The 24,313-nt window shown below is 73.3% G+C and carries 23 protein-coding genes; 8 read left to right on the top strand and 15 right to left on the bottom strand.

From position 1 onward, the window contains the following. The first annotated feature begins 6 nt into the window (after nt 1-6). From tal to pgl, 5 genes are all read left to right on the top strand, one after another. Nucleotides 7-1,116: a transaldolase gene (gene tal, locus Pdca_RS15775; protein ID WP_085913869.1), complete on the top strand. Its 1,110-nt coding sequence runs from the start codon at nt 7-9 to the stop codon at nt 1,114-1,116. A gap of 3 nt (nt 1,117-1,119) precedes the next feature. Further along, nucleotides 1,120-2,799, top strand: coding sequence for a hypothetical protein (locus Pdca_RS15770; protein WP_085913870.1), 1,680 nt, complete (start codon nt 1,120-1,122; stop codon nt 2,797-2,799). Nucleotides 2,800-2,851: 52 nt separating this feature from the next. Beyond that, nucleotides 2,852-4,396: a glucose-6-phosphate dehydrogenase gene (gene zwf / locus Pdca_RS15765; protein ID WP_085913871.1), complete on the top strand. Its 1,545-nt coding sequence runs from the start codon at nt 2,852-2,854 to the stop codon at nt 4,394-4,396. 73 nt (nt 4,397-4,469) lie between these two features. Next, entirely contained in the window at nt 4,470-5,414 is a 945-nt protein-coding gene (opcA, locus tag Pdca_RS15760) for a glucose-6-phosphate dehydrogenase assembly protein OpcA (RefSeq protein WP_085913872.1), read from the top strand. Between the two features lies 1 nt (nt 5,415). Continuing rightward, a complete protein-coding gene (gene pgl / locus Pdca_RS15755) occupies nt 5,416-6,225 on the top strand; it encodes a 6-phosphogluconolactonase (protein ID WP_085913873.1) in 810 nt (269 codons plus the stop codon). A 158-nt stretch (nt 6,226-6,383) separates the two neighbouring features. Here the strand turns inward: pgl and Pdca_RS15750 are convergent, their stop codons facing one another. Both Pdca_RS15750 and Pdca_RS15745 read right to left on the bottom strand, forming a co-directional pair. Further along, nucleotides 6,384-7,322: a hypothetical protein gene (locus Pdca_RS15750; RefSeq protein WP_125911428.1), complete on the bottom strand. Its 939-nt coding sequence runs from the start codon at nt 7,320-7,322 to the stop codon at nt 6,384-6,386. 101 nt (nt 7,323-7,423) lie between these two features. Beyond that, nucleotides 7,424-8,341: a hypothetical protein gene (locus Pdca_RS15745; RefSeq protein WP_085913875.1), complete on the bottom strand. Its 918-nt coding sequence runs from the start codon at nt 8,339-8,341 to the stop codon at nt 7,424-7,426. 153 nt (nt 8,342-8,494) lie between these two features. Between Pdca_RS15745 and purT the strand changes: the two genes are divergently transcribed. Then, nucleotides 8,495-9,673 (top strand): formate-dependent phosphoribosylglycinamide formyltransferase, encoded by a 1,179-nt coding sequence (gene purT, locus Pdca_RS15740; RefSeq protein WP_085913876.1) that lies wholly within the window; start codon nt 8,495-8,497, stop codon nt 9,671-9,673. A gap of 37 nt (nt 9,674-9,710) precedes the next feature. Here the strand turns inward: purT and Pdca_RS15735 are convergent, their stop codons facing one another. Then, nucleotides 9,711-10,070: a winged helix-turn-helix transcriptional regulator gene (locus Pdca_RS15735; protein ID WP_085913877.1), complete on the bottom strand. Its 360-nt coding sequence runs from the start codon at nt 10,068-10,070 to the stop codon at nt 9,711-9,713. A gap of 78 nt (nt 10,071-10,148) precedes the next feature. Here Pdca_RS15735 and Pdca_RS15730 point away from each other — a divergent pair, with 78 nt between their 5' ends. Together Pdca_RS15730 and Pdca_RS15720 are read left to right on the top strand one after the other, a co-directional pair. Beyond that, nucleotides 10,149-10,559, top strand: a complete 411-nt coding sequence (locus tag Pdca_RS15730) for a Rid family hydrolase (RefSeq protein WP_085913878.1) — start codon at nt 10,149-10,151, stop codon at nt 10,557-10,559. 285 nt (nt 10,560-10,844) lie between these two features. Then, nucleotides 10,845-12,089: a patatin-like phospholipase family protein gene (locus tag Pdca_RS15720; protein ID WP_085913879.1), complete on the top strand. Its 1,245-nt coding sequence runs from the start codon at nt 10,845-10,847 to the stop codon at nt 12,087-12,089. Nucleotides 12,090-12,125: 36 nt separating this feature from the next. Here Pdca_RS15720 and Pdca_RS15715 read toward each other — a convergent pair whose 3' ends face one another. The 12 genes from Pdca_RS15715 to uvrC all read right to left on the bottom strand — a co-directional run bounded on the left by Pdca_RS15715 (nt 12,126) and on the right by uvrC (nt 24,197). Further along, the gene (locus Pdca_RS15715; protein ID WP_085913930.1) at nt 12,126-13,385 is read right to left on the bottom strand and encodes a TrpB-like pyridoxal phosphate-dependent enzyme; all 1,260 of its coding nucleotides are present in this window, start codon (nt 13,383-13,385) and stop codon (nt 12,126-12,128) included. Between the two features lie 32 nt (nt 13,386-13,417). Beyond that, on the bottom strand, nt 13,418-13,981 hold the full coding sequence (locus Pdca_RS15710; RefSeq protein ID WP_307724018.1) for a class I SAM-dependent methyltransferase: 564 nt from the start codon (nt 13,979-13,981) through the stop codon (nt 13,418-13,420). A gap of 287 nt (nt 13,982-14,268) precedes the next feature. Then, nucleotides 14,269-14,610 carry an RNA polymerase-binding protein RbpA gene (locus Pdca_RS15705; protein ID WP_085913881.1) on the bottom strand — a complete coding sequence of 114 codons (342 nt, stop codon included), beginning with the start codon at nt 14,608-14,610 and terminating at the stop codon, nt 14,269-14,271. Between the two features lie 31 nt (nt 14,611-14,641). Further along, nucleotides 14,642-14,875: a preprotein translocase subunit SecG gene (gene secG / locus Pdca_RS15700; RefSeq protein WP_085913882.1), complete on the bottom strand. Its 234-nt coding sequence runs from the start codon at nt 14,873-14,875 to the stop codon at nt 14,642-14,644. 145 nt (nt 14,876-15,020) lie between these two features. Continuing rightward, a complete protein-coding gene (gene tpiA / locus Pdca_RS15695; RefSeq protein ID WP_085913883.1) occupies nt 15,021-15,839 on the bottom strand; it encodes a triose-phosphate isomerase in 819 nt (272 codons plus the stop codon). Then, a complete protein-coding gene (locus Pdca_RS15690) occupies nt 15,836-17,032 on the bottom strand; it encodes a phosphoglycerate kinase (protein ID WP_085913884.1) in 1,197 nt (398 codons plus the stop codon). The genes tpiA and Pdca_RS15690 overlap by 4 nt, the downstream gene beginning before the upstream one ends. Beyond that, nucleotides 17,029-18,042 carry a type I glyceraldehyde-3-phosphate dehydrogenase gene (gene gap, locus Pdca_RS15685; RefSeq protein WP_085913885.1) on the bottom strand — a complete coding sequence of 338 codons (1,014 nt, stop codon included), beginning with the start codon at nt 18,040-18,042 and terminating at the stop codon, nt 17,029-17,031. Before gap ends, Pdca_RS15690 begins: the two co-directional genes overlap by 4 nt. A gap of 234 nt (nt 18,043-18,276) precedes the next feature. After that, the gene (locus Pdca_RS15680; RefSeq protein WP_085913886.1) at nt 18,277-19,080 is read right to left on the bottom strand and encodes a hypothetical protein; all 804 of its coding nucleotides are present in this window, start codon (nt 19,078-19,080) and stop codon (nt 18,277-18,279) included. A gap of 104 nt (nt 19,081-19,184) precedes the next feature. Further along, nucleotides 19,185-20,174 carry a DNA-binding protein WhiA gene (whiA, locus tag Pdca_RS15675; RefSeq protein ID WP_085913887.1) on the bottom strand — a complete coding sequence of 330 codons (990 nt, stop codon included), beginning with the start codon at nt 20,172-20,174 and terminating at the stop codon, nt 19,185-19,187. Then, a complete protein-coding gene (locus Pdca_RS15670; RefSeq protein ID WP_085913931.1) occupies nt 20,165-21,238 on the bottom strand; it encodes a gluconeogenesis factor YvcK family protein in 1,074 nt (357 codons plus the stop codon). The genes whiA and Pdca_RS15670 overlap by 10 nt, the downstream gene beginning before the upstream one ends. Before the next feature lie 14 nt (nt 21,239-21,252). Further along, entirely contained in the window at nt 21,253-22,161 is a 909-nt protein-coding gene (gene rapZ, locus Pdca_RS15665) for an RNase adapter RapZ (protein WP_085913888.1), read from the bottom strand. Then, nucleotides 22,158-24,197 (bottom strand): excinuclease ABC subunit UvrC, encoded by a 2,040-nt coding sequence (uvrC, locus tag Pdca_RS15660; protein WP_085913889.1) that lies wholly within the window; start codon nt 24,195-24,197, stop codon nt 22,158-22,160. Before uvrC ends, rapZ begins: the two co-directional genes overlap by 4 nt. Nucleotides 24,198-24,313 lie beyond the last annotated feature (116 nt).

The following is a 24,313-nucleotide window of genomic DNA, read 5'->3' as shown; positions in this document are numbered from 1 at the left end:
ACAACCATGAGCAACGATCGTCTCGCCGCGCTCTCCGCGGCGGGTGTGTCCATCTGGCTCGACGACCTGTCCCGCGAGCGGCTGACCAGCGGCAACCTGGTCGAGCTGATCGACGAGAAGCACGTCGTGGGAGTCACCACCAACCCGACGATCTTCGCGGGTGCGCTGTCCGACGGCGCCGCCTACGACGAACAGGTCCGCGAGCTGGCGGCCCGCGACGCGGACGTCGACTCGGCGATCCGCGAGATCACCGTCGCCGACGTGCAGCAGGCCTGCGACGTCTTCGCCGGGGTCTGGGAGCGCACGAACGGCGTCGACGGGCGGGTCTCGCTCGAGGTCGACCCGCGCCTGGCGCACGACACCGAGAAGACCGTCGCCCAGGCGCTGGACCTGTGGAAGGCGGTGGACCGGCCGAACCTGCTGGTCAAGATCCCGGCGACGGAGGCGGGCCTGCCCGCGATCACCCGGGTCACCGCGGAGGGGATCAGCGTCAACGTCACGCTGATCTTCTCGGTGGAGCGCTACAAGGCCGTCATGGACGCCTACCTGACCGGCCTGGAGCAGGCCGTGGAGAACGGCCAGGACCTCGCCGCGATCCACTCGGTTGGCTCCTTCTTCGTGTCCCGGGTGGATTCGGAGATCGACTCCCGGCTGGCGGCCACCGGCGGCGACGAGGCCCTCGCCCTGCGCGGGAAGGCGGCGGTCGCGAACTCCCGGCTGGCCTACGCCGCCTACCGGGACGCGTTCTCCGGTGCCCGGTGGGACGCGCTGAAGTCGAAGGGCGCGCACGCGCAGCGACCGCTCTGGGCGTCCACCGGGGTCAAGAACCCGGACTACCCGGACACCCTCTACGTCTCCGAGCTGGTGGTGGACAACACCGTCAACACCATGCCGGAGAAGACGCTGGAGGCGTTCGCCGACCACGGTGAGGTGACCGGTGACCAGGTGACCGACACCGCGGGTGCCGCCCAGCAGGTCTTCACCGACCTGGAGGGCGTCGGCATCGACCTCGACGACGTCTACCTCGCCCTGGAGAACGAGGGTGTGCAGAAGTTCGAGAAGTCGTGGACCGAACTGCAGGAGACGGTCCGCTCGCAGCTCGACGCCGCCAAGTAGCCGGTGGCCGACACTCCCGGCGGCGACGGGGCCGATCTCGGCTCCGCCGCCGCCGGTGGCTCCGCCCCGGGGTCCACCGCGCCGGTACGGGTGGTGCTGGCCGGGGAACCGTTCGCGGCCGCCGCCCGCCGGATTGCCGGTGAGCTGGCGGACGAGACCGTCGCGTCCCGGGTCGCCGACGGCGACCCGAGCGTCTGGCCTGCCACCCCCGGTTCCGGCACCGGCTGGACCGGGCTGGCCAGGGCGTCCCGGCCGCTGACCGGTCAGATCGCGGCGCTGCGCGAGCGGTTCGCGGTCGGCGGCGCACATCGGGTGCTGCTCGTCGGGACCCCGGACGCCGTCGCGGTGGCCCGGCTGGTCGCCGCCGGTTCGCCGGACACCACCCGGTTGACCGCGCTCGACTCCGCCGATCCGGTGCAGGTCGCCGAGGCGCTCTCCGGGGAGCCGGACGAGACCGTGCTGGTGGTCGCCGACCCGGCCGGGGACGATCCGGTGGTCGGCGCCGTCCGGCACGCGGTGACCTCGGCGCTGGCCGACGAGATCGGCGCCGAGACCCTCACCGGGCGCACCGTGCACCTCACCGAGCCCGGTTCGCCGCTGGACACCCCCGGCAGCGGGGTCACCGTGGTGACCCTGGACGCCGACGTACCCGCCCGGTTCGGCGCGCTCGGACCGCTCGGGCTGGTCCCGGCCGGGCTGGCCGGGGCCGACGTCGTGGGATTGCTGGCGGCCGCCGTCCCGGCCGCCGCGGCGCTCGCCGAGGACGACCCGGACAATCCGGCGCTGCTGCTCGCCGGCGCGCTGGTCGCGGCCGGCCGGTCGGTGCTGGCGCTGCGCGACGACGACCGCTCCCCCGCGCTGACCGCGTGGCTCGCGCCGCTGCTCACCGCCGCCGGATTGACCGCGGTCCCGATCGGGCCGGACGAGGCGGTACCCGGGCCGCCCGCGGCGGACCCGGCCGCACCACCGCCGGTGGTCGACGTGCACGCCGACGGGACCGGGCCGGCACCCGCCCCGGGGCTCGGGGCGGTCCGCACCGACGCCGCACCCGGTGCCACGATCGTGCTCTGGCAGGTCGCCGCGGCGCTGGCCGCCCGGACACTGCGGACCGACCCGTTCGCGGCTGCGCTGCCGGCACCCGTTCCCGGTGAGCCGGAGGACCAGCCGGTGTTCTTCGACGGCGGAGTCGCGGTGCACGCCGGCGACTGGCTGCCGTCCGGTGTGGACACGATCACCGGGGCGCTGGATGCGCTCGCCGCCGTCGCCGAGCGCGACGGCCACCTGGCGGTGTCGGCATGGCTGGACCCGGAGTCCGACGCCTCGGTCGCGGTGCTGCGCGGGCCGCTGGCCGGGCGGACCGGGCTGCCCGTCGCCTTCGGCTGGGCCCCCGGCTGCCGCAGCGGCGACACCGGCGGGCCGGACCGGGCTGTGCACTGCCATCTCACCGGCGGCGGGCTCGATCCGGACGGCTCGGACGGTCTCGGTGATCCGTTCGGCGCTGAAACCGCCCCGGAACCGTCCGGAATGGATAGCCTGCACGCGGCACAGGCCCGAGCGGTCGTCCGCGAGCAGCGCAGCCGCGGACGCCCGGTGCTGCGGTTGCACCTGACAGACCGGTTGACCGGTCTCGTCACGCTCGCCAGGGCTCTGGAGACCCGGCCGGAGGGCCGGCCGGGCGGCTGACGCTACGACGCGCCGGACGACCAGCCGTCGAGAACCGACATCAGGAGGGGCGATGCCCACCGCGAACGGCGGCCGTACCAACCCGCTGCGGGATCCCCGTGACAAGCGCCTTCCCCGGATCGCCGGCCCGTGCGGGCTGGTGATCTTCGGGGTGACCGGGGACCTGTCGCGCAAGAAGCTGATGCCCGCGATCTACGACCTGGCCAACCGTGGCCTGCTCCCGCCGGGCTTCGCGCTCACCGGGTTCGCCCGGCGGGACTGGAACGCGGAGGACTTCGGGCAGGTCGTCTACGAGGCGGTCCGCAAGCACGCCCGTACCCCGTTCCGACAGGAGGTCTGGGACCGGCTCGCCGAGGGGCTGCGGTTCGTGCAGGGCTCCTTCGACGACGACGCCTCGTTCGACGAGCTGGAGCGCACGGTCCGCGAGCTCGACGAGAAGCGCGGTACCGGCGGCAACCACGCGTTCTACCTGTCGATCCCGCCGAGCGCGTTCCCGGTGGTCTGCAAGCAGCTCGCCCGCTCCGGACTGTCCGCGCAGGAGGACCCGGACGTCTGGCGCCGGGTGGTGATCGAGAAGCCGTTCGGGCACGACCTGGCGTCGGCCAAGGAGCTGAACGCGATCGTCAACGAGGTCTTCCCCGAGGACTCGGTCTTCCGGATCGACCACTACCTCGGCAAGGAGACCGTCCAGAACGTCCTCGCGCTGCGCTTCGCCAACCAGCTGTTCGAGCCGATCTGGAACGCCAACTACGTCGACCACGTGCAGATCACGATGGCCGAGGACATCGGCCTGGGTGGCCGTGCCGGTTACTACGACGGCATCGGCGCCGCCCGCGACGTGATCCAGAACCACCTCCTGCAGCTGCTCGCCTTCACCGCGATGGAGGAGCCGACGTCGTTCTCCTCGGACGAGCTGCGAGCCGAGAAGATCAAGGTGCTGAAGGCGGTCAAGCTGGCGCTGCCGCTGGAGGAGACCAGCGCCCGCGGCCAGTACGAGGGCGGCTGGCAGGGCGGCGAACAGGTGCCGGGGCTCAAGGAGGAGGAGGGCTTCAATCCCGAGTCCACCACCGAGACGTTCGCCGCGATCACCTACGAGGTGGAGAACCGGCGCTGGGCGGGCGTGCCGTTCTACCTGCGCACCGGTAAGCGGCTCGGCCGCCGGGTCACCGAGATCGCGGTCGTGTTCAAGCGCGCGCCGCACCTGCCGTTCGACGCCACGATGACCGAGGAGCTCGGGCAGAACGCCCTGGTGATCCGGGTGCAGCCGGACGAGGGCGTGACGATGCGGTTCGGCTCCAAGGTGCCCGGGAACCAGATGGAGGTCCGCGACGTCACGATGGACTTCGGCTACGGCAACGCCTTCACCGAGTCGTCGCCGGAGGCCTACGAGCGGCTGATCCTGGACGTGCTGCTCGGCGAGCCGTCGCTGTTCCCGGTGAACGAGGAGGTCGAGCGGTCCTGGGAGATCCTCGATCCGGTGATCGAGTTCTGGGCGGACTCCGCGGAGGGGCCCGACGGTTACCCGGCCGGTTCCTGGGGACCCGACTCGTCGGCGGAGATGCTGGCCCGCACCGGACGACACTGGCGCCGGCCGTGAGTTCTCGAACGGCCGCGGCTGCACCGCCTGTGATCTGCCACCCCATCACCTCCCACCCACGAGGGGGCTCGTCATGATCATCGATCTGCCGTCAAGCAACACCGCGGTGGTCAATCGCAAGCTCGTCGAGCTGCGGGAGTCCGGCGGGGTGTTCGCACTCGGTCGGGTGCTGACGCTGGTCGTCGTGACCGACGACGGCCCCGGGCTGGAACGGGCCATCGACGCGGCGAACTCGGCCAGCCGGGAGCACCCGTGCCGGGTGCTCGTGCTGGCCCGTGGCCAGCGCCGGGCCGCGGCCCGGCTGGACGCACAGATCCGGGTCGGCGGTGATGCCGGTGCCAGCGAGGTGATCGTGCTCCGCGGATACGGTGCGCTCACCGACGACGACGCCGGCGCCGGCATGGTGATGCCGCTGCTGCTGCCCGACGCACCGGTCGTCGCGTGGTGGCCGGGTGAGGCGCCGGCCAGCCCGTCCGAGGACGCGGTCGGCAGGCTGGCCCAGCGCCGGATCACCGATGCGCTCTCCTCGAAGAACCCGACGAAGGCGTTCGAGCAGCGGCGCAAGGATTACGCGCCCGGCGACACCGACCTCACCTGGACCCGGCTCACGCACTGGCGGGCGCAGCTCGCGGCGGCGCTGGACGTGCCGCCGCACGACGAGGTCACCGGCGCCGTCGTCGCCGGGGAGGCGGTCTCGCCGTCGACCGAGCTGATGGCGGGCTGGCTGGCCGCCGCGCTCGGGGTCAAGGTGAAGCGTTCCCCATCGGCGCAGGAGAACGGGCTGACGCTGATCCGGCTGACCCGGTCGACCGGTGACATCGAGCTGGCCCGGCCGGACGGCCGTACCGCCCGGCTGACCCAGCCCGGCCAGCCGGAGCGGCTGATCGCGCTGGCCCGCCGGGAGGTCTCCGACTGCCTGGCGGAGGAGCTGCGCCGGCTCGATCCGGACGAGGTCTACCAGGAAGCCCTGGCCGGAGTGTCCCAGGTGACCCGCGGCCGAACCCCGATGAAGGTCTGAGATGTCGGCAGGTGTGAACGTGTCCCCCGGCGAGAAGATCCAGGTCGCCGTCCACCCCGATGCCGGCGTGCTGGCCGCGGCGACCGCGGCCCGGCTGCTGACCGCACTGGTGGACGTCCAGGCTCGCGGCAACGTCCCCCGGGTGGTGCTGACCGGGGGTGGGGTCGGTATCCAGCTGTTGCGTGACGTCGCCGCGTCCCCGGTGCGGGACGCCGTCGACTGGTCGGCGGTCGATCTGTTCTGGGGTGACGAGCGGTTCGTGCCCGCCGACGACGGCGAGCGCAACGAGCTCCAGGCCCGGGAGGCGCTGCTCGACCGGCTGCCGCTGGACCCGGCCCGGGTGCATCCGATGCCGGCCGCCCCGGCCGGTGGCGGCTCGGCCGACGATGCCGCGCAGGCCGCCCGCGACTACACGCAGCTGCTCGCGGACCTGGCCCGTCCGGAGGAGGACGGCATCCCCGCCTTCGACGTGACGCTGGTCGGTATGGGCGAGGAGGGGCACACGCTGTCGGTGTTCCCGGACTCCCCCGCCGTGCACGAGCAGGCCGCCACCGTGGTTCCGGTGTTCGACTGCCCGAAGCCGCCACCGACCCGGATCTCGCTGACCCTGGCCGCGGCCCGGCGCTCCCGCGAGGTGTGGGTGGTCGCCGCGGGCGCCGGGAAGGCGCCCGCGATCGCGGGCGCGCTGACCGGGACCCCGGAGACCGAGCTGCCGGTGGGCGGTGCCCGCGGGACGGAGCGGACCCGCTGGCTGCTCGACACCGCGGCGGCCGGGAAGCTGCCGGACGGGTTCCTGCCGCGGATCTCCTGACCTGCGCGCGGCTCGCGGCTCGACCCGGGTCCGCTCGGCTCTCGTTCCGGCTCGGCTCGCGGGTCGGGTCGGCCCGCGGTCGGCTCGGCTCGCGGGTCCGGTCGACTCACCGGGTCGGGTCGGTCGGCTCACCGGGTCGGGTCGTCCCGCGAGCCGGCTCAGCCCGCGTACAGCTCGTGCCACTCCCGGCGGGCCAACGAGTTCAGCGCGCGCCCGGGTGGGGTGCCGTCGGCGGTCTCGATCCGGACCAGGCCGTCGGCGGTCACGGTGACCTCCGCCGTGCCGGCCTCGGCGATCTGCTCCCCGTAGGTCTCCGCGAGCCCGTCGCGGCCGAGCGCCTCGCTCAGCCGCGCCGCGGTGGCCTCGGGATCGGGCCCGCCGGGGCCGCAGACGATCTCCCGCCCGGTCCCGGAGAACACGCCCGCCGCGATGTCCGCCGGGTCGGCCCCGGCGGCGCCCTCGGCCCCGGCGATCTGGGCCACCACCGGATCGCCGAGGCAGTCGACGAGCGAGGCGTAGCGGTCGGCGAGGGTGCGGCCGGTCTGCTCCGGCTCCGGCGGCGCCGGGAGCTGCGGGCCGAAGGTGATCGGGCCGTCGTCGGCGGCCGGGGTCCGGAACCACGGCAGCAGCCGGCTGCCGAGGTCGGTCTGCGGCATCGCCCAGGTGCGCCCGTCGCCGGCCGGCTCGTACCCGTCGGCCCGCAGCTCCGCCTCGGCCGGGACCGCGGGTCCGACACCCCAGACGAGGCCCGTCCCGGGGCCGTCGGTGTGGACGGTCATCGCCATCTCGGCCCCGTCGGTGGGGAACGGCGCGCTGGTCCGGCCGGTGCCGAGCCCCCCGATGCCGAAACCCTCCAGCGGGCTCAGCGACGGGTCCATCCGCGCGGTCTCCTCCCAGGCGACGCCGGTGACGGCGGCATCGTCCGGGACCGCGGCGAGCGCGCGTCCGAACGCGGTGCCCGACGTCTGCGCCCCGCCGCCGCCGTCGCCGTCGCCGCCACCGGCCGGTACTGCGCTGCCGCAGGCGGCGAGCAGTGTCGCGGTGACCGCCACCGTGGCGGCCACCATCGCCGATCGTGCCGCTGTCCTGCGCGTCATCCCGTCCTCCTCCAGCCTGGCGTGCCCGACGATCATCCGGCCCGATACCGGGCCGTACCGTGCACATACGACGTTCCGGACGATTCTCCGTCGCCCCGGGATCAGCCCCGGAAGAGGGCACCGATCTCCCGGGTGACGAGACCGTTCATCGCCGCACCCGCCGACCGGTCACCGGGCGGCGGCAGCTCGATCCGCACCAGGCCGTCGTCGGTCGGGGCCGCGGACGCTCCGGACAGCGCCCCGGCGCCCGGGCCGTTCCGCGCCAGGTCCGCCTCGATCCGCTCGGCGAGCGCAGCGGGATCCGCACCGCCGGGACCGCACACCACCTCACGCACCGGATCGGCCAGCACTCCGGCGGCGAGATGCATACCCTCGTCGTCGACGAGCGTGGCGGCGATCGGGTCGCCCAGGCAGCGGGCGAGCGCGCCGTAGGCGTCGGCGACGATGCTCAGCCCCGGATCGCGATCGACCACCGGCGCGGGCAGCGTGAGCCCGAAGGCGGTCGGGCCGCCCGGCGCGTCCGGCGGCCGGAACCACGGCAGCCGCGGGTCGCGCAGATCCAGCCGGGACTGCGCCCAGGTCGTGTCGTGCTGCTCGTAGCCCAGCGCGCGCAGCTCGTCGTCCGAGGGGAGCCCGTTCTCCACGCCCCAGACCAGGACCTCGCGGGGCCCGCGCGGATGGACTTCCAGGGCCATCTCGACCTCGTCGACCTCGAACGGCAGCGGGAACGGCTGTGACAGCCCGTTCACCCCGATCCCCCGAACCCCGGCCAGCGTGACCGGCTCCTGCTGCGCGAACTCCCGTACGGCGCGGCTGTCCTCCCAGACCAGCATCTGGATCCCCGGCTCGTTCGGCGCCGCCGACAGCGCCTCCAGCAGGCCGGCGGACGGCGCTGTTCCACCCTGTGCCGATCCACCCTGTGCCGATCCACCCTGTGCCGGTGCCGCACCGCAGCCCGCCAGCACCAGCACCGCGGCACCCGCCAGCACGGCCCGGCCCGCACCGTTCCACCCGTTCATCGTCGACCTCCCGGATCCGATCGCCCGATCCTCGACCGGCGAACGACGCACCGACACCCGTAGCCTTACGGGGTATACCGGATGAAACCGACATGTGACCTCGCGCCCGTTCCCTGGCCGCGGGCCGCATGCCCCCGGTTAGGGTCCGGGGCCATGCGCATCGGCACCCCACTCGGCCCGGCACCCACCCGCGTACTCCTGCTCGGCTCGGGTGAGCTCGGCAAGGAGGTCGCGATCGCCTTCCAGCGGCTCGGCGTCGAGGTCGTCGCCGTCGACCGCTACCCGCACGCGCCCGCGCACCAGGTCGCGCACCGCTGGCACGCGATCGACATGACCGACCCGGTGACGCTGGCGACGCTGATCGAGCAGGAGTCACCGGACCTGATCATCCCGGAGATCGAGGCGATCGCGACGAACGCGCTGGTCGAGATCGAGGCCGCCGGGACCACCGTGGTGCCGACCGCGCGGGCCGCGAAGCTGACCATGGACCGGGAGGGGATCCGGCGGCTCGCCGCCGAGGAGCTGGCGCTGCCGACCTCGCCGTACGCCTTCGCCGACACCCTCGACGAGGTCCGGGCCGCGATCGACCGGGTCGGGCTACCGTGCGTGCTCAAGCCGGTGATGTCGTCGTCGGGCAAGGGCCAGTCGGTGCTCAAGGAGGCCGGGGACGCCGAGGCCGCCTGGGAACACGCGCGCACCGCCGGCCGGGTGTCGAACCCGCGGGTGATCGTCGAGGGCTTCGTCGAGTTCGACTACGAGATCACCCTGCTCACCGTGCGGCACGCCGGCGGCACCGCGTTCTGCGAACCGATCGGGCACCGCCAGGAGAACGGCGACTACGTCGAGTCCTGGCAGCCGCAGCCCATGTCACCGGCCGCGCTGGCGGCCGCACAGGACGTCGCGGGGCGGGTCACCGAGGCCCTCGGCGGCCGCGGGATATTCGGGGTGGAGCTCTTCGTGCGTGGCGACGAGGTGCTGTTCTCCGAGGTCAGCCCCCGACCGCACGACACCGGCCTGGTCACCCTGGCCACCCAGCGGCTCAGCGAGTTCGAGCTGCACGCGCGCGCCGTGCTCGGACTGCCGGTGGACACCACGCTGCGCTCCCCCGGCGCGTCCGCGGTGGTCTACGGCGGGCAGGAGATGACCGCCCCCGACTACGAGGGGATCGACGAGGCACTCGCCGTGCCGGGCGCGGACCTGCGGCTGTTCGGCAAGCCGAGCGCGACCGAGCGGCGCCGGATGGGCGTCGCGGTCGCGTTCGCCGACGACGTCGACACCGCCCGCGACCGGGCCACCGCGGCGGCCGCGAAGGTGCGTCCCGTCCCGCGGTAGCCCGCTGCCGGTCGGCCCGCCGCCCGCGCCAGGGGGGTCAGCCGGCGTCGAACGCTCGGCGGGCCCGTTCGATGTCCGGTAGACGGGCCCGGGCCCAGTCCAGCAGCACCTCGACCGGCGCACGCAGTGTCTTGCCCAGCGGGGTGATCCGGTACTCGACCGCGACCGGTCTCGACCCGAGCAGCTGGCGCTCGATGATGCCGTTGCGCTCCAGGCGGCGCAGCGTCGCGGTGAGGGACTTCGGGGTCACCGCCGGGATCGCGCGGCGCAGGTCGTTGAACCGGCAGGGGCGCTCGCAGAGCTCGTTCAGGATACTCAGTGACCACTTGTCCAGCACCTGGTCGAGCAGCTCCCGGTGCGGCGTGGCGATCCGGAACTCATCGGTGGAGGTATCCATCGCGAAACCTGGTCTCGTTGAAGTGTCCTCGGAGTATCAGGTAGCAAAGGTATACCTACCAACGACGAGGAGCACCCGATGCCCGTCCAGCACTTCACCCCCGCCGGCATGATGCAGCCCACGCCCTACCACCACGTCGCGGTCGGGACCGGATCCCGGCACGTGCACGTGGCCGGACAGATCGCCCGGACCGCCGACGGCACCCCGGTCGCGGAGGGCGACCTGGCCGGTCAGGTCGCCCAGGCGCTGCGCAACACCGCCACCGGTCTCGCCGCGGCCGGGGCCGGATTCGGCGACGTGCTGCGGCTGACGTTCTACGTCACCCGGTGGGAGTCGTCGCAGATCACCGAGCTGATGGCCGGTGTCGAACGGGTCGCCGACGAGATCGGCCTCCCGGTCCCGATGCCGCCGGCGTCGCTCATCGGCGTCGAGATTCTCTTCGAGCCGGACGTGCTCGTGGAGATCGAGGCGACCGCGCTGGTCGACTGAGTCCGGCAGGGCCGGCGGGATCGGGCGGTCCGGCGGCGCGGTCCGCGCACCGATGAGCACCGCAGCCGTGCGGCTGGTGGAACGACCGCTTCGGATTCTCCTGGCAGATCGTCCCGCCGGAGCCGCCGGGTCGGCTCAACGGCCCGGACCGCGACCCCGCGGCACGCGTCGCGAAGGTCTTCCACGCCACCCACGGCAAGCCGGACACGGCCGCGCTGCGGGCCGCCTACGAGGGGTGACCCGCGGGTAACCTGGCTTGTGCGGAACGAGCCGAGGGGGCGGGTGATGGCGGGACGAACCGGGCTGGTCGTCGCCGGTGCCGGAGCGCGCGGCGCCTACGAGGCCGGAGCCCTCACCGAGCTGCTGCCCCGGCTGACCCGGACCTGGTCGGCACCGTCGGTGCTGGTCGGGACGAGTGCGGGCGCGCTCAACGTCGCGGCGCTCGCCGGGCTGGCCGGGACCCCTCCGGACGACGCGGCGACGGAGCTCGTCGCCCGCTGGGAGTCGGTGCGGACCGGTGAGGTGGTCGCGCTGCCGTCGTCGGCGCTGGAGGCGACCGCCGCCTACGCCGGTGACCTGCTGGGGGTCCCGTCGGCGCTGCGTCGCGCGCTCGGGCTGCCCGACCGGGTGACCCGGCTGCTCGACGCCGATCGGCTGCTCCCGGTCGTCGAGCGGGTCGTCGACTGGGACCGGCTGCACCACGCGATCGGCCGCGGGCTCGTCGACGCGGTCGGGGTGGCCTGCACCGACGCCGGGACCGGCGGGACGGTGGTGTTCGTCGAGCACGGCGCGGATGTCGCGCTTCCACCGTACGACCCGGGCCGCGACATCCGCTACGTCGGCACCCGGCTCGGCCCGGAGTACCTGCTCGCCTCGGCCGCGGTGCCGGTGCTGTTCGCGCCGCGCCGGATCGACGGCCCCGGCGCGGGCTGGTACGTCGACGGCGGCGTCCGGCTCAACACGCCGCTGAAGCCCGCGCTGCGGCTCGGCGCCGACCGGATCGGTGTCGTCGCGACGACACCCGCGACACCGAGCCCGGGCAACGAGCCGCCGCCGGACCGGGTGCCCGACGTGTACGCGGTCGCGGCACTGGCGCTGCGCATCGTGCTCGGCGCCGGTGTCACCGAGGACCTGCGCACGCTGCGCGCGGTGAACACCGGGATCGACCGTGGCGCGGACACCCGGCACTCCCGGATCGGCACCTGGTTCGCGGGCCCGCCGCCGGAGCGCGCCACCGAGCTCGCCGAGCTGGCCGCCGAGATCCGCCGCCGCGAGTACGGCGGGCTGCGAGCGCTGCGCAACCCGTCGCTGCTGGTGCTGGAGCGGCTGGTCGGCGGCGCCGTCCCGGACACCGACCTGACACACGGCGCCGAGCTGCTCAGCTTCCTGTTCTTCGATCCCGCCTTCGCCACGGCCGCCGCCGATCTCGGGGCGGCGCACGCCGCACTCTCGACGGCCCCCGACAGCGCACATCCGGACAGCGAGCACCCGGGTACCGGGCGGCGGCGGGCCCGGGCGGCCCGCCGCTGACCGGCAATCCCGCCGGGTGGCCCGTCCCGGCGAGGATCAGCCCATCTCGTCGTCGAGCCGGCCGTTGTTGTAGTCGTCGTAGGCGGCCAGGTCGAGGAAGCCGTGCCCGGAGTAGTTGAACAGGATCACCCGCTCCTCACCGGTCTCCTTCGCGGCGAGCGCCTCGTCGATCGCGGCGGCGATCGCGTGCCCGGTCTCCGGGGCCGGGATCTTCCCCTCGCTGCGGGCGAACTGGACGGCCGCCTCGAACACCTTGCCCTGCGGGTACGCCGCCGCCTCCATCCGGCCGTCCTTCACCAGCGACGACACCAGCGGCGAGTCACCGTGGTAGCGCAGGCCACCGGCGTGGATCGACGGCGGCACGAAGTCGTGGCCGAGGGTGTACATCGGCATCAGCGGGGTCAGGCCGGCGGTGTCACCGAAGTCGTAGTCGTAGCGGCCCTGGGTGAGCGTCGGGCAGGACAGCGGCTCGACGGCGAGCAGCCGCACGCTCTCGTCCGGCACGAACGGGAAGGTGATGCCGCCCAGGTTGGAGCCGCCGCCGCAGGACCCGATGACGACGTCGGGCAGCGTCTCCCCGGCAAGCTCCAGCTGCTCGCGTGCCTCCAGCCCGACCACGGTCTGGTGCAGCAGCACGTGATTGAGCACCGAGCCGAGTGCGTAGTGGGTGTCGTCGCGGGCGACGCAGTCGCGCACCGCGTCCGAGATCGCCGCGCCCAGCGAGCCCGGGTGGTCCGGCTCGTCGACCGGGCTCGGCACGACCTCGCCGCCCCAGGTCTCGATCGCGATCCGCCGGTAGGGCTTCTGCCCGAACGACGCCCGGACCATGTAGACCTTCAGCTCCAGGTCGAACTGGGCGGCGGCGAACGCGATCGAGGTCCCCCACTGCCCGGCGCCGGTCTCGGTGGTCAGCCGCCGGATGCCCTCGCGAGCGTTGTAGAACGCCTGCGGCACCGCGGTGTTCGGCTTGTGGCTCCCGGCCGGGGAGACCGACTCGTCCTTGAAGTAGATCCGCGCCGGGGTGCCCAGCGCCTGCTCCAGCCGGACCGCTCGCTGCAGCGGCGTCGGCCGCCAGAGCCGCAGGATGTCGAGCACCTCGCCCGGCACGTCGATCCACGGCTCGGCGCTGACCTCCTGCTCGATCAACGCCGACGGGAACAGCGGTGCGAGGTCGGCCGGGCCGACAGGCTCCCGGGTGCCCGGGTGCAGCGGCGGCTGCAACGGGCTCGGCAGGTGCGGAACGACGTTGAACCAGGCCGAGGGGATCTGTTCCGGGGGCAGCGTCCAGCGGGTCATGACCTCGGAACCTATCCCGAACGTGCCCGGGATCACGAGGGGGGCGGGGTGCCCGGTTCGTCGATCCGGACGGCGACCTGTTCGTTGTCGTAGGTGTAGCAGAGGTAGCTGTAGCGGACGCCGTGTGCTGCGACGTACTCCCACCATGCGCGGGCCTCGTCGCGCTGCCACTCGGGGAAGTTGAAGAACTCGTCGAACAGCACCACGCTTCCGCGGCGCAATCGCGGGCCGACACCGGCCAGTACGGTGACAGCGGACGAGTACAGGTCCGAGTCGACGTGCAGGAAGTCGACCGGGCCGGGATGGGCCGCCAGGAACTCGCCGAGCGTGTCGTCGAACAGGCCGGGGACCAGCTCAGCGCCGGGGATCTGCGGGAGCTCGCCGACATCGCCGAACGCCCCTGCCGGAAACCCCTGCCGCCACGTCTGCGGCAGGCCGGTGAAGGTGTCGAAGCCGTACACCCGGCCGTCCCCGCGGTGCTCGGCGATGGTGCGCAGCGTGCCACCGCGGTAGACGCCGAACTCCAGCGCCATCCCGCCGGTCGGTGCCGGGCCGAGCGCGTGCTCCAGGGTGGCCTGCGGGTTGGGCAGCGGCACCGCGTCGGCGAGGTGCTCCCGGGCGAACCGGGCGCTGCTCGCGACGGCCTCCCGCTCCCCCGCGGCGATCGTGTCCCGGCGGTCCCGGATCTCGATCGCCCGCAGCTCCGCGACGACCCGGTCGGCCTCAGCGCGGACCCGGCCGTCGAGCTCCTCGCGCAGCAGCGCGAGCTCGCAGCGCAGGGTCGCCGTCTGGGCCGCGGCGTGCCGGGCCAGTGCGTCGTCGAGCAGCTTGCCCGCGCGCCGCCGGACGCGCCGTGCGAACGCGCGCGGGCCGGGGAGCTCGATCAGAGCTCCCGGGCCGCCCGCAGCCGGCCGAGGGCCTCCTCGAGGATGGCCTCGCCGTCGGCGTCGCTGCGCCGTTCCTTCACGTAGGCCAGGTGTGTCTTGTACGGCTCGGTGCGCGGGGCGGCCGGCGGGTTCGCCGAGTCGCGCCCACCGGGCAGTCCGCAGCGCGGGCAGTCCCAGGTCTCGGGGACCTCGGCCTCCGCGGCGAACCAGGTGTTGTTGACGTGCCCGTTCGCGCAGTAGAAGGGGATCCGTTCGCGGGCGGCGCTCTCGCCACGCTCGGACTCGCCCGTCGGACCGGCTCCCACACGGGTGCCGCGGATCGCGTTGCCGCCAGCCATCTCCCTCGTCCCCTCTACTCGCCCGCGGCGATCAGACGTTCGCCAGCATCAAACCGTTGCCGACGACCGCGATCGCCCAGATCATGCCTACGAAGATCGTGTAGCGAGCCATGTTGCGGTCGGCCGCTGCCGAGCCCGAGAGGCTCGACTGGACGCCACCGCCGAAGAGGCTGGTCAGACCCCCACCCTTGCTGCGCTGCAGCAGGATCAGCGCGATCAGCATAAGGCTGGTCACGATGAGGATGATCTGCAGTGTCAGGATCACGCGCTTCCCAATCCTGGTCGCTCGCCGGAAGAGCCGAGAATACTCCGCGCGCTCCGGAGCAGCTGCGCCCGGGGTGCCGGTGAACGCGTGGAGCCGTGGCCCCGCACTCGGCGGCCACGGCTCCACGGGTCACGAGCGGGTGCACCTAGGGCAGCGGGCCGCCCGCGGCGATCGCGGAGAGCTTCGCGAACTCCTCGGCGTCGAGGCTGGCACCACCGACGAGCGCACCGTCCACATCGGTCTGACCGACGATCTCGCCCACGTTCGACGACTTCACCGAACCCCCGTAGAGGATGCGGACCCCGCGCGAGACCTCGGAGCCGTACAGCTCCTCCAGCGTCGCCCGCAGGGCGGCGCAGACCTCCTGCGCGTCCGACGCGCCGGCCACCCGGCCGGTGCCGATCGCCCAGACCGGCTCGTAGGCCAGCACGATCGTCGCCGCCTGCTCGGCGGTGACCTTCTTCAGCGCCCCGCGCAGCTGGTCGGTGCAGTGCTGCACGTGGTTGGCGGCCTCGCGGACGTCCAGGCCCTCGCCGACACAGAGGATCGGGGCGATCCCGTGCTTGAGCGCGGCGTGCACCTTCGCGTTTACGACGGCGTCGTCCTCGCCGTGGATCTCCCGGCGTTCCGAGTGACCCACCACCACGTAGCGGCAGCCCAGCTTCGCGAGCATCACCCCCGACACGTCACCGGTGTAGGCGCCCGAGTCGTGCGGGGACAGGTCCTGCGCCCCGTGCACGACGCTCAGCTTGTCGCCGTCGATCAGCGTCTGGACGCTGCGGATGTCGGTGAACGGCGGCAGCACCGCCACCTCGACTCGTTCGAAGTACTTCTCGGGCAGCGCGAAAGCGAACTTCTGCACCACCGCGATCGCCTCGAGATGGTTGAGGTTCATCTTCCAGTTGCCGGCGATGAGCGGGCGCCGTGCAGCGCCAGCGGAACGGCCACCGATACTGCGACTCATGCGTCCCCCTCCAGTACCGCGACGCCGGGGAGGGTGGCGCCCTCGAGGAACTCGAGCGACGCTCCACCACCGGTGGAGATGTGCGAGAAGCCGTCCTCGGCGATGCCGAGTGCGCGCACCGCGGCCGCGGAGTCACCGCCACCGACGACGCTGAAGGCGCCACCGGCCGTGACGTCGGCGATCGCCTGTGCGACACCGCGGGTGCCCTCGGCGAACGGCGCGAGCTCGAAGACGCCCATCGGACCGTTCCAGAAGACCGTCTTCGCCTCGCCGATCCGCGCGGCGAACGCGGCGACCGAGTCCGGGCCGATGTCGAGGCCCAGCCAGCCGTCGGAGATGCCGGTGACCGGGACCGTCCTGGTGTTCGCGTCGGCCGCGAACGCGTCGGCGACCACCACGTCGGTCGGCAGGACGATCTTGCCGGACTCCAGCAGGGTCCGGCAGGTCTCGACCTGGTCGGCCTCCAGCAGCGAGGAGCCGACGCCGTGGCCCTGGGCGGCGAGGAAGGTGAAGCACATGCCGCCGCCGACCAGCAGGGTGTCCACCGTCGGCAGCAGCGCCTCGATGACGGCCAGCTTGTCGGAGACCTTCGAGCCGCCGAGGACGACCGCGTACGGCCGCTGCGGTTCCCCGACGAGGGTGCGCAGGACCTCGACCTCGGACAGCACGAGGCCGCCCGCGTAGGGATCGAGCCGCTGCGCGACGTCGTACACCGAGGCCTGCTTGCGGTGCACCACACCGAATCCGTCGGAGACGAACGCGGCGTCGTCGCCCACCAGCGAGACCAGCTCGTCGGCGAACGCGGCGCGCTCGGCGTCGTCCTTGGCGGTCTCGCGGGCGTCGAACCGGATGTTCTCCAACATCACGACGTCGCCGGCGGCCATCGACGGCAGCGGCTTGCCGAGCTCGACCAGCCGGACCGGCGCGCCGAGCAGCTCACCGAGCCGCTGGGCCGCGGGGGCCAGCGAGAACCTGTCCTCCGGGCCGTTCTTCGGACGACCGAGGTGCGCGGTGACGACGACCTGCGCGCCGGCACCGGACAGCGCCTGGATGGTCGGTACGGAGGCCCGGATGCGGCCGTCGTCGGTGATGTTCCGGTCGTCGTCGAGGGGAACGTTGAGATCGGACCGGACCAGCACGGTCCGGCCCTGCACGCCCTCCCCCTCGTTCAGGAGGTCGTCGAGGGTCTTCACAGCTTCGACGCCACCAGCCCGGAGATGTCGACGAGGCGGTTCGAGTAGCCCCACTCGTTGTCGTACCAGCCGACGATCTTGACCTGGTTGCCGATGACCTTGGTCAGGCCCGAGTCGTAGATGCAGGAGTGCGGGTCGGTCACGATGTCCGACGACACGATCGGGTCCTCGGTGTACTTCAGGACCCCCTTGAGCGGGCCCTCGGCGGCGGCCTTCATCGCAGCGTCGATCTGCTCCTTGGTGACCTGCTCGCGGACCTCGACCGTCAGGTCGGTGGCCGAGCCGGTGGGGATCGGCACCCGCAGCGCGTAGCCGTCGAGCTTGCCCTTGAGGTGCGGCATGACCAGCGAGATCGCCTTGGCGGCACCGGTCGAGGTGGGAACGATGTTCAGCGCGGCGGCGCGCGCCCGGCGCAGGTCCTTGTGCGGGCCGTCCTGCAGGTTCTGGTCCGCGGTGTAGGCGTGGATCGTGGTCATCAGACCCTTCTCGATCCCGGCCAGGTCGTCGAGCACCTTCGCCATCGGCGCCAGGCAGTTCGTGGTGCAGGAGGCGTTCGAGACGATGTTCTGCGAGCCGTCGTAGTCGCCGTCGTTGACGCCCTTGACGATGGTGATGTCCTCGTCGCTGGCCGGGGCGGAGATGACGACCTTCTTGGCGCCGGCGTCGAGGTGCTTGGCCGCGGCGTCGCGCTTGGTGAACAGACCGGTCGACTCGACGACGACGTCGACGCCCAGGTCCTTCCAGGGGAGCTCGGCGGGGTCGCGCACGGCAAGGCCCTTGAAGCCCTTCCCGTCGACGACGATCTCGTCGCCCGAGGTGCTGACCTCGTAGGGCAGCCGGCCGAGGATCGAGTCGTACTTCAGCAGGTGCGCGAGCGTCGCGTTGTCGGTGATGTCGTTCACCGCGACGATCTCGATGTCCGTGGTGCCGGCGGCACGCTGGGCGTCCACCGCCCGCCAGAAGTTCCGGCCGATGCGGCCGAAGCCGTTGACTCCTACGCGGACCGTCACAGTGCCTCCATGGGCTCGTCGTGCGCTGTCGTCTGGGTGTCCCAGTCCCCGGCGCGCCGGGTCCCGGCGGCGGGGCGGCAGGTCGGTCACGGCGCGCTCCCCCCGTCGGGGGACGCCGCCTCCCGTGCTCGGCGACCACCCTATCGGCGGATCGCCCGCCCCGGATCCCATATACCCGGTGACCTGCGCCGCGATCCGTACCCGGACCCGATCGGGTACGGATCGCGTGCGGCATCAGGCGATGCGCAGGAGCTTCTTCCAGGTGGGACGGCCGTCGGGGACGTCAGCGGCCGCGCGCTCGTCGTCGGAGAAGCCCTCGACCGGCTCGTGCGGGGCGGCGGCCCTGGCCCGGGCCACGAACGACGTCGCCGCCGCGAACGCGGCGCTCACGCCGTCGCGCCCCGGACCGGCGGTGATCGTCGCCGTCGCGGGGATCCCGAACCGGGCAGCCGCGGCGGGCTCGCCGGAGCGCTGCTTGACGGCGACGGCGGAGGTCTGCCCCGCGGCGTCCTCGGCGCTCGCGGCGCCGGCGTCGGACTCCTCGGGCTCCTGCGCCTTCCCCGCCGCGACGACGCCGCCCGCGATGTCGACCAGCACGAACTCCCAGGCGTAGGCGGCCTGCTGGTGGGCGATCCGCTCGCGCACCGCGGCGGTGTCGCCGACCGCGCCCTCCCCGACGAGCAGCACGACGACCCGCCCGGGCCGCTCCGCCTCGGGGCGCGCGGCGAGCTGGTCGCCGACGGCGTCGAGCAGCCGATGGGCGCCGGTTCGCAGATCGGGGCCGTCGAGCGGGCGCAGCTTCGCCGGGAGCGCGGCGAGCGCCTCACGGGCGGGAACCGGGACGGCCGGCGGGTGCGTGCCGTCGGCGAGGGAACGGGTCAGGTCGTTCCCGGTCGACAGCACGACCTCCGGCTCGTCCGGCCCGGTCTGGGCCTCGAGCAGGTCGGCGAGTCCGGCGCGCAGTGCGGGGAGCAGCGGCCGCAGCAGGCTGGATCGATCGAGATGAACGGCGAGGAGAGTGGAACCCGGGTTCGTCACGGCGGCATCATGCCGGACCCCCCGCAGCCCTCCGGTAACGGGGTGTGATCACCGGTGCGGTGCGCAGGACCGCGAGCGGCTCGGCCTGCGCACCACGTCGGTGATCAGCCGTTCTCCTCCTCGAGCATCTCGGCCGTGACCGCCGACTCGGTGTCCGGGATGCCCAGCTCGGCCGCCTTCTTGTCGGCGGTCTGCAGCAGCCGCCGGATCCGGCCGGCGACCGCGTCCTTGGTCATCGGCGGGTCCGCGAGCTGGCCCAGTTCCTCCAGCGACGCCTGGGTGTGCTCGGCCCGCAGCCGCCCGGCCGCCCGCAGGTGATCGGGCACCTCGTCGCCGAGGATCTCCAGCGCGCGCGAGACGCGGGCCGCGGCGGCGACCGCCGCGCGCGCCGACCGGCGCAGGTTGGCGTCGTCGAAGTTCGCGAGCCGGTTGGCGGTCGCCCGGACCTCACGGCGCATCCGCCGCTCCTCCCAGGACAGCACGCTCTGGTGCGCGCCCATCCTGGTCAGCAGCGCACCGATAGCGTCCCCGTCGCGGACCACCACCCGATCCGCACCGCGGACCTCGCGGGCCTTCGCGGCCACTCCCAGCCGGCGCGCCGCACCGACCAGCGCCAGCGCCGCCTCCGGGCCAGGGCAGGTCACCTCCAGCGCGGAGCTGCGACCCGGCTCGGTCAGCGAGCCGTGTGCCAGGAAGGCGCCTCGCCAGGCTGCCTCGGCATCCGACAGGTCCCCGGAGACGACGGGCGGCGGGAGCCCCCGCACCGGGCGCCCGCGGTTGTCCAGCAGACCGGTCTGCCGGGCCAGTCCCTCGCCGTCGCGGATCACCCGGATCACGTAGCGCGCGCCGCGGCGCAGACCGCCCGCGGTGATCACGTGCGCGTCAGCGGTGTGCCCGTAGAGCTCGTGGATCTCCCGGCGGAGCCGCCGGGCGACCGAGCCGGTGTCGACCTCGGCCTCGATCACCACACGTCCACCGACGATGTGCAGCCCCCCGGCGAACCGCAGCAGCGAGGCCACCTCGGCGCGCCGCGACGACTGCTTGGTGACGGTGAGCCGGCTCAGCTCGTCCTTCACCGTGGCGGTCATGGCCATTGCGGGCTCCTTCCGCGCTGCGGGCTGTGCTGTTGTGACCCGTCCCGGCTGTGTTGTCGTGTCTCGTCCCGGAGGTCGTGTCCTGTTCCGTCCCGGCGGTCCGGCTCCGGCGCTGCCGGGACGGCGGCGCGGAACACGTCGAGCAGGGCGCCCGAGAGGGCATCCGGATCATGTCGCGGGCTGGCCGCGCGGGCATCGGCGACGTCCGCGAGCCATACCCGCCCGCCCGGGACCAGCAGGTCGGAGGCGGCCGCGTGCAACCGCTCCGGAAGGCTCACCGACCCGATGTCCGCCAGGACGGCATGCGCCCGCAGGTCGGGCGCGTGACCGGACAGTACTTCAAGGTGCTGCTCGGGCGAGAAACCGGCGGTCTCCCCCGGCTCGGGGCTCAGGTTGAGCAGCACGATCCGAGCGGCGGTGGTCTGCAGCAGGGCGTCGCGCAGGCCGGGGACCAGCAGGTGCGGCAGCACGCTGGTGAACCACGACCCGGGCCCGAGCAGCACGACGTCGGCGGCCAGCACCGCGCGGACGGCCTCGTCGCAGGCCGGCGGCTCCTCCGGAAGCAGCCAGACCCGGCGCACCCGGCCCGGGGTGGACGCGACCGCGACCTGGCCGCGGATCAGGTGCGGGCCGTCGACGCCGTCGAGCTCGACCTGGGCCTCGATGTCCAGCGGGACCCGGGCCATCGGCAGCACCCGCCCGGCGCAGCCGAGCAGCCCACCGAGCGTGTCGAGGGCACGCACCGGATCACCGTCGCGTTCCAGCAGCGCCGCCAGCAGCAGGTTCCCGACGGCGTGCCCGGCCAGCGCGCCGGTCCCGCCGAAACGGTGCTGGACCAGACCCGACCAGAACCGGCCGCCCTCGTCGTCGGCGGCCAGCGCGGCGAGCGCCATCCGCAGGTCACCCGGCGGCAGCAGGCCGAGCTCACGGCGCAGCCGGCCCGACGACCCGCCGTCGTCGGCGACCGTCACGACCGCGGTGATGTCGGTGACGGCCGGGCACCGGCGCAGAGCGCTCAGCGTGGCGTGCAGGCCGTGCCCGCCGCCGAGCGCCACCACCCGCAGGCCCTGCGGTCCACTCACTCGCGCCCCATGTCGCGGTGCTCGACGTTGACCTGGACACCGTCCCGGCCGGCCAGCCGGCGGCCGATCTCCTCGGAGATCGCCACCGAGCGGTGCTTGCCGCCGGTGCAGCCGACCGCGACCGTCAGGTAGCGCTTGCCCTCCCGGCGGTATCCGGCACCGACCAGGTCGAGCAGCTCGAGGTAGCGCTCGACGAACTCCTCGGCGCCCTCCTGGGACAACACGTAGTCGCTGACCTCGCGGTCCCGGCCGGTGTGCACGCGCAGCTCGGGGATCCAGTGCGGGTTGGGCAGGAACCGCACGTCGACGACGAGATCGGAGTCCAGCGGGAGGCCGTACTTGTAGCCGAACGACAGCACCGTGATCCGGGTCGCGGCGTGCGTGCCCTCGGCGGCGAACGAGCCCTCGATACGGGCCCGCAGGTCGTGCACCGACAGCGTCGAGGTGTCGACGACGAGATCGGCGTCCTCGCGCAGCGGGCGCAGCACCTCGCGCTCGGCGTTCAGCCCGTCGGTGATCCGGCCGGAGCCCTGCAACGGGTGCGAGCGGCGATTCTGCTCGAACCGGCGGACCAGCACCGCGTCGGACGCCTCCAGGAACAGCAGCTTCGGCCGATAGCCCCGGCTGTCCAGGTCCTTGATCACGGCGCCGAGGTCGTCGGTGAAGGCGCGCGAGCGCACGTCCATCACGACCGCGATCCGGGTCACGTCACCCCGGGCCCGCGAGCCCAGATCGACCATCGTCGCGATGAGCTCCGGCGGCAGGTTGTCCACGACGAACCAGCCCAGGTCCTCCAGCACCTTCGCCGCGGTGCTGCGGCCGGCCCCGGACAGGCCGCTGACCACCGCCACCTCGATGCCCGGACCAGCGTCCGGTACCTGGTCACCCACGTCGGACCCCGTCATCGGTGTTCCTCCCCTTCGCTCGCCGGGCCGGGCCCGCCACCGCCGTGCAGCGCGGACACCACCGTCTCCGCGGTCCGCCGGCCGAAACCGGGCACCCCGGCGATCTCCTCGACGCCTGCGGCGCGCAGCTTGCGCACCGACCCGAAGTGCTTGAGCAGCGCCTGCTTGCGCGCCGGCCCGAGACCGGGCACCCCGTCCAGCTCGGACGCGGTCATGCCCTGCGAACGACGCTGCCGGTGATAGGTGATGGCAAACCGATGTGCCTCGTCACGGACCCGCTGGAGGAGGTACAGACCTTCACTCGTCCGGGACAGGATGACCGGATCGTCGTCGTCGGGGAGCCACACCTCCTCGAGCCGCTTGGCGAGCCCGCAGACGGCGACGTCGGTGATCCCCAGCGCGGTCAGCTCGGCGGCGGCCGCGTCGACCTGTGGCTTCCCACCGTCGACGACGAGCAGGTTCGGCGGGTAGGCGAACTTCCGCGGCCGGCCGGTCTCCGGGTCGATCCCGGTGCGCACGGAATCCCCCGCGGCCACCTCACCGGACTCGGCAGGGGCGGCGTCGTCCGCGGTCTCGGCCAGGTAGCGGCGGAACCGGCGACGTACGACCTCGGCGATCGCCGCGACGTCGCTGTGTTCAGCAGCCCCGTCGGCGCCGCCGCCTGCCACCCCCCGGCCCTGCGCGCCGTCCCGGATCTCGAAGCGCCGGTACTCGGACTTGCGGGCCAGCCCGTCCTCGAAGACGACCAGCGACGCGACGACGTTGGTGCCCTGCACGTGGCTGACGTCGACGCACTCGATCCGCAGTGGCGCCTGGTCGAGCTCCAGGTTCTCCTGCAGCTCCTGCAGGGCCGCCGAGCGCGCGGTCAGATCCCCGGCACGGCGCAGCCGGTGCTGGGTGAACGCCTCCTTGGCGTTGCGGGCGACGGTCTCGGCGAGCGCCTTCTTGTCGCCGCGCTGCGGCACCCGCAGCTGCACCCGGGAGCCGCGCAGCCCGGTCAGCCAGCGCTCCACCGCGCCGGACTCGGCGGGCAGCACCGGCACCAGGATCTCCCGGGGAACCGGCTGGGTGGCGTCGTCGGCGGAACCGGCGAGTGCGTGCTGCTCGCCGTAGAACTGGGAGAGGAACCGCTCGACGAGCTGCTCGGTGTCGGTCGGCTCCACCTTGTCGATCACCCAGCCGCGCTGGCCGCGGACCCGGCCGCCGCGCACGTGGAACACCTGGACGGCGGCCTCCAGCTCGTCCTCGGCGAAGGCGACGACGTCGGCGTCGGTCCCGTCGCCGAGCACCACCGCCTGCTTCTCCAGCGCACGGCGCAGGGCGCCGAGATCGTCGCGCATCCGGGCGGCCCGCTCGAACTCCAGGTTCTCCGAGGCCTCGGCCATGTCGCGTTCGAGCCGGCGCACCATCCGGTCGGTGCGGCCGGAGAGGAAGTCGGAGAAGCCGTCGACGATGTCGCGGTGCTCGTCGGCGGTGACCTTCCCGACGCACGGGGCGGAACACTTGTCGATGTAGCCGAGCAGGCAGGGCCTGCCGATCTGGCCGTGCCGCTTGAACACCCCGGACGAGCAGGTCCTGGCCGGGAAGACCCGCAGCAGCAGGTCCAGGGTCTCCCGGATCGCCCAGGCGTGCGCGTACGGGCCGAAGTAGCGCACGCCCCGGCGCCGCGGGCCGCGATAGACGTGCAGCCGCGGGTACTCCTCGTGCATCGTCACGGCGAGCACCGGGTAGGTCTTGTCGTCGCGGTAGCGGACGTTGAACCGCGGGTCGTACTCCTTGATCCAGTTGTACTCGAGCTGGAGTGCCTCGACCTCGGTCCCGACGACCGTCCACTCCACCTTCGACGCGGTCGTGACCATCTGCCGGGTACGCGGGTGCAGGCCGGCCAGATCGGCGAAGTAGGAGTTGAGCCGCTGCCGCAGGCTCTTGGCCTTGCCGACGTAGACCACCCGGCCGCGCGGGTCGGAGAACCGGTAGACACCCGGCGACTCCGGGATGGTCCCGGTCGCCGGACGGTAGGTACTCGGGTCGGCCATGGTGCCGTCCAGGATAGTTGCGCCCCCCGACGGTTCGGGCCGCACCCGGCCCCTCCCGACCCCCCGGACGGGGTGTAGTGACGTGTCGGTGACCGGAAACCGTCGGTCCCGTGCGG

Origin of the sequence: Pseudonocardia autotrophica, from assembly GCF_003945385.1 — a bacterium.
Classification (GTDB): Bacteria; Actinomycetota; Actinomycetes; order Mycobacteriales; family Pseudonocardiaceae; genus Pseudonocardia; species Pseudonocardia autotrophica.
This window is presented reverse-complemented; position numbering and strand designations above follow the sequence as displayed.

What these genes read in the sequence shown, in the direction of transcription:
- tal (WP_085913869.1), top strand. Translation starts at nt 7, where the DNA reads ATGAGCAACGATCGTCTCGCCGCGCTCTCCGCGGCGGGTGTGTCCATC.
- zwf (WP_085913871.1), top strand. Translation starts at nt 2,852, where the DNA reads ATGCCCACCGCGAACGGCGGCCGTACCAACCCGCTGCGGGATCCCCGT.
- opcA (WP_085913872.1), top strand. Translation starts at nt 4,470, where the DNA reads ATGATCATCGATCTGCCGTCAAGCAACACCGCGGTGGTCAATCGCAAG.
- pgl (WP_085913873.1), top strand. Translation starts at nt 5,416, where the DNA reads ATGTCGGCAGGTGTGAACGTGTCCCCCGGCGAGAAGATCCAGGTCGCC.
- Pdca_RS15750 (WP_125911428.1), bottom strand. Translation starts at nt 7,322, where the DNA reads ATGACGCGCAGGACAGCGGCACGATCGGCGATGGTGGCCGCCACGGTG.
- Pdca_RS15745 (WP_085913875.1), bottom strand. Translation starts at nt 8,341, where the DNA reads ATGAACGGGTGGAACGGTGCGGGCCGGGCCGTGCTGGCGGGTGCCGCG.
- purT (WP_085913876.1), top strand. Translation starts at nt 8,495, where the DNA reads ATGCGCATCGGCACCCCACTCGGCCCGGCACCCACCCGCGTACTCCTG.
- Pdca_RS15735 (WP_085913877.1), bottom strand. Translation starts at nt 10,070, where the DNA reads ATGGATACCTCCACCGATGAGTTCCGGATCGCCACGCCGCACCGGGAG.
- Pdca_RS15730 (WP_085913878.1), top strand. Translation starts at nt 10,149, where the DNA reads ATGCCCGTCCAGCACTTCACCCCCGCCGGCATGATGCAGCCCACGCCC.
- Pdca_RS15720 (WP_085913879.1), top strand. Translation starts at nt 10,845, where the DNA reads ATGGCGGGACGAACCGGGCTGGTCGTCGCCGGTGCCGGAGCGCGCGGC.
- Pdca_RS15715 (WP_085913930.1), bottom strand. Translation starts at nt 13,385, where the DNA reads ATGACCCGCTGGACGCTGCCCCCGGAACAGATCCCCTCGGCCTGGTTC.
- Pdca_RS15705 (WP_085913881.1), bottom strand. Translation starts at nt 14,610, where the DNA reads ATGGCTGGCGGCAACGCGATCCGCGGCACCCGTGTGGGAGCCGGTCCG.
- tpiA (WP_085913883.1), bottom strand. Translation starts at nt 15,839, where the DNA reads ATGAGTCGCAGTATCGGTGGCCGTTCCGCTGGCGCTGCACGGCGCCCG.
- whiA (WP_085913887.1), bottom strand. Translation starts at nt 20,174, where the DNA reads ATGGCCATGACCGCCACGGTGAAGGACGAGCTGAGCCGGCTCACCGTC.
- rapZ (WP_085913888.1), bottom strand. Translation starts at nt 22,161, where the DNA reads ATGACGGGGTCCGACGTGGGTGACCAGGTACCGGACGCTGGTCCGGGC.
- uvrC (WP_085913889.1), bottom strand. Translation starts at nt 24,197, where the DNA reads ATGGCCGACCCGAGTACCTACCGTCCGGCGACCGGGACCATCCCGGAG.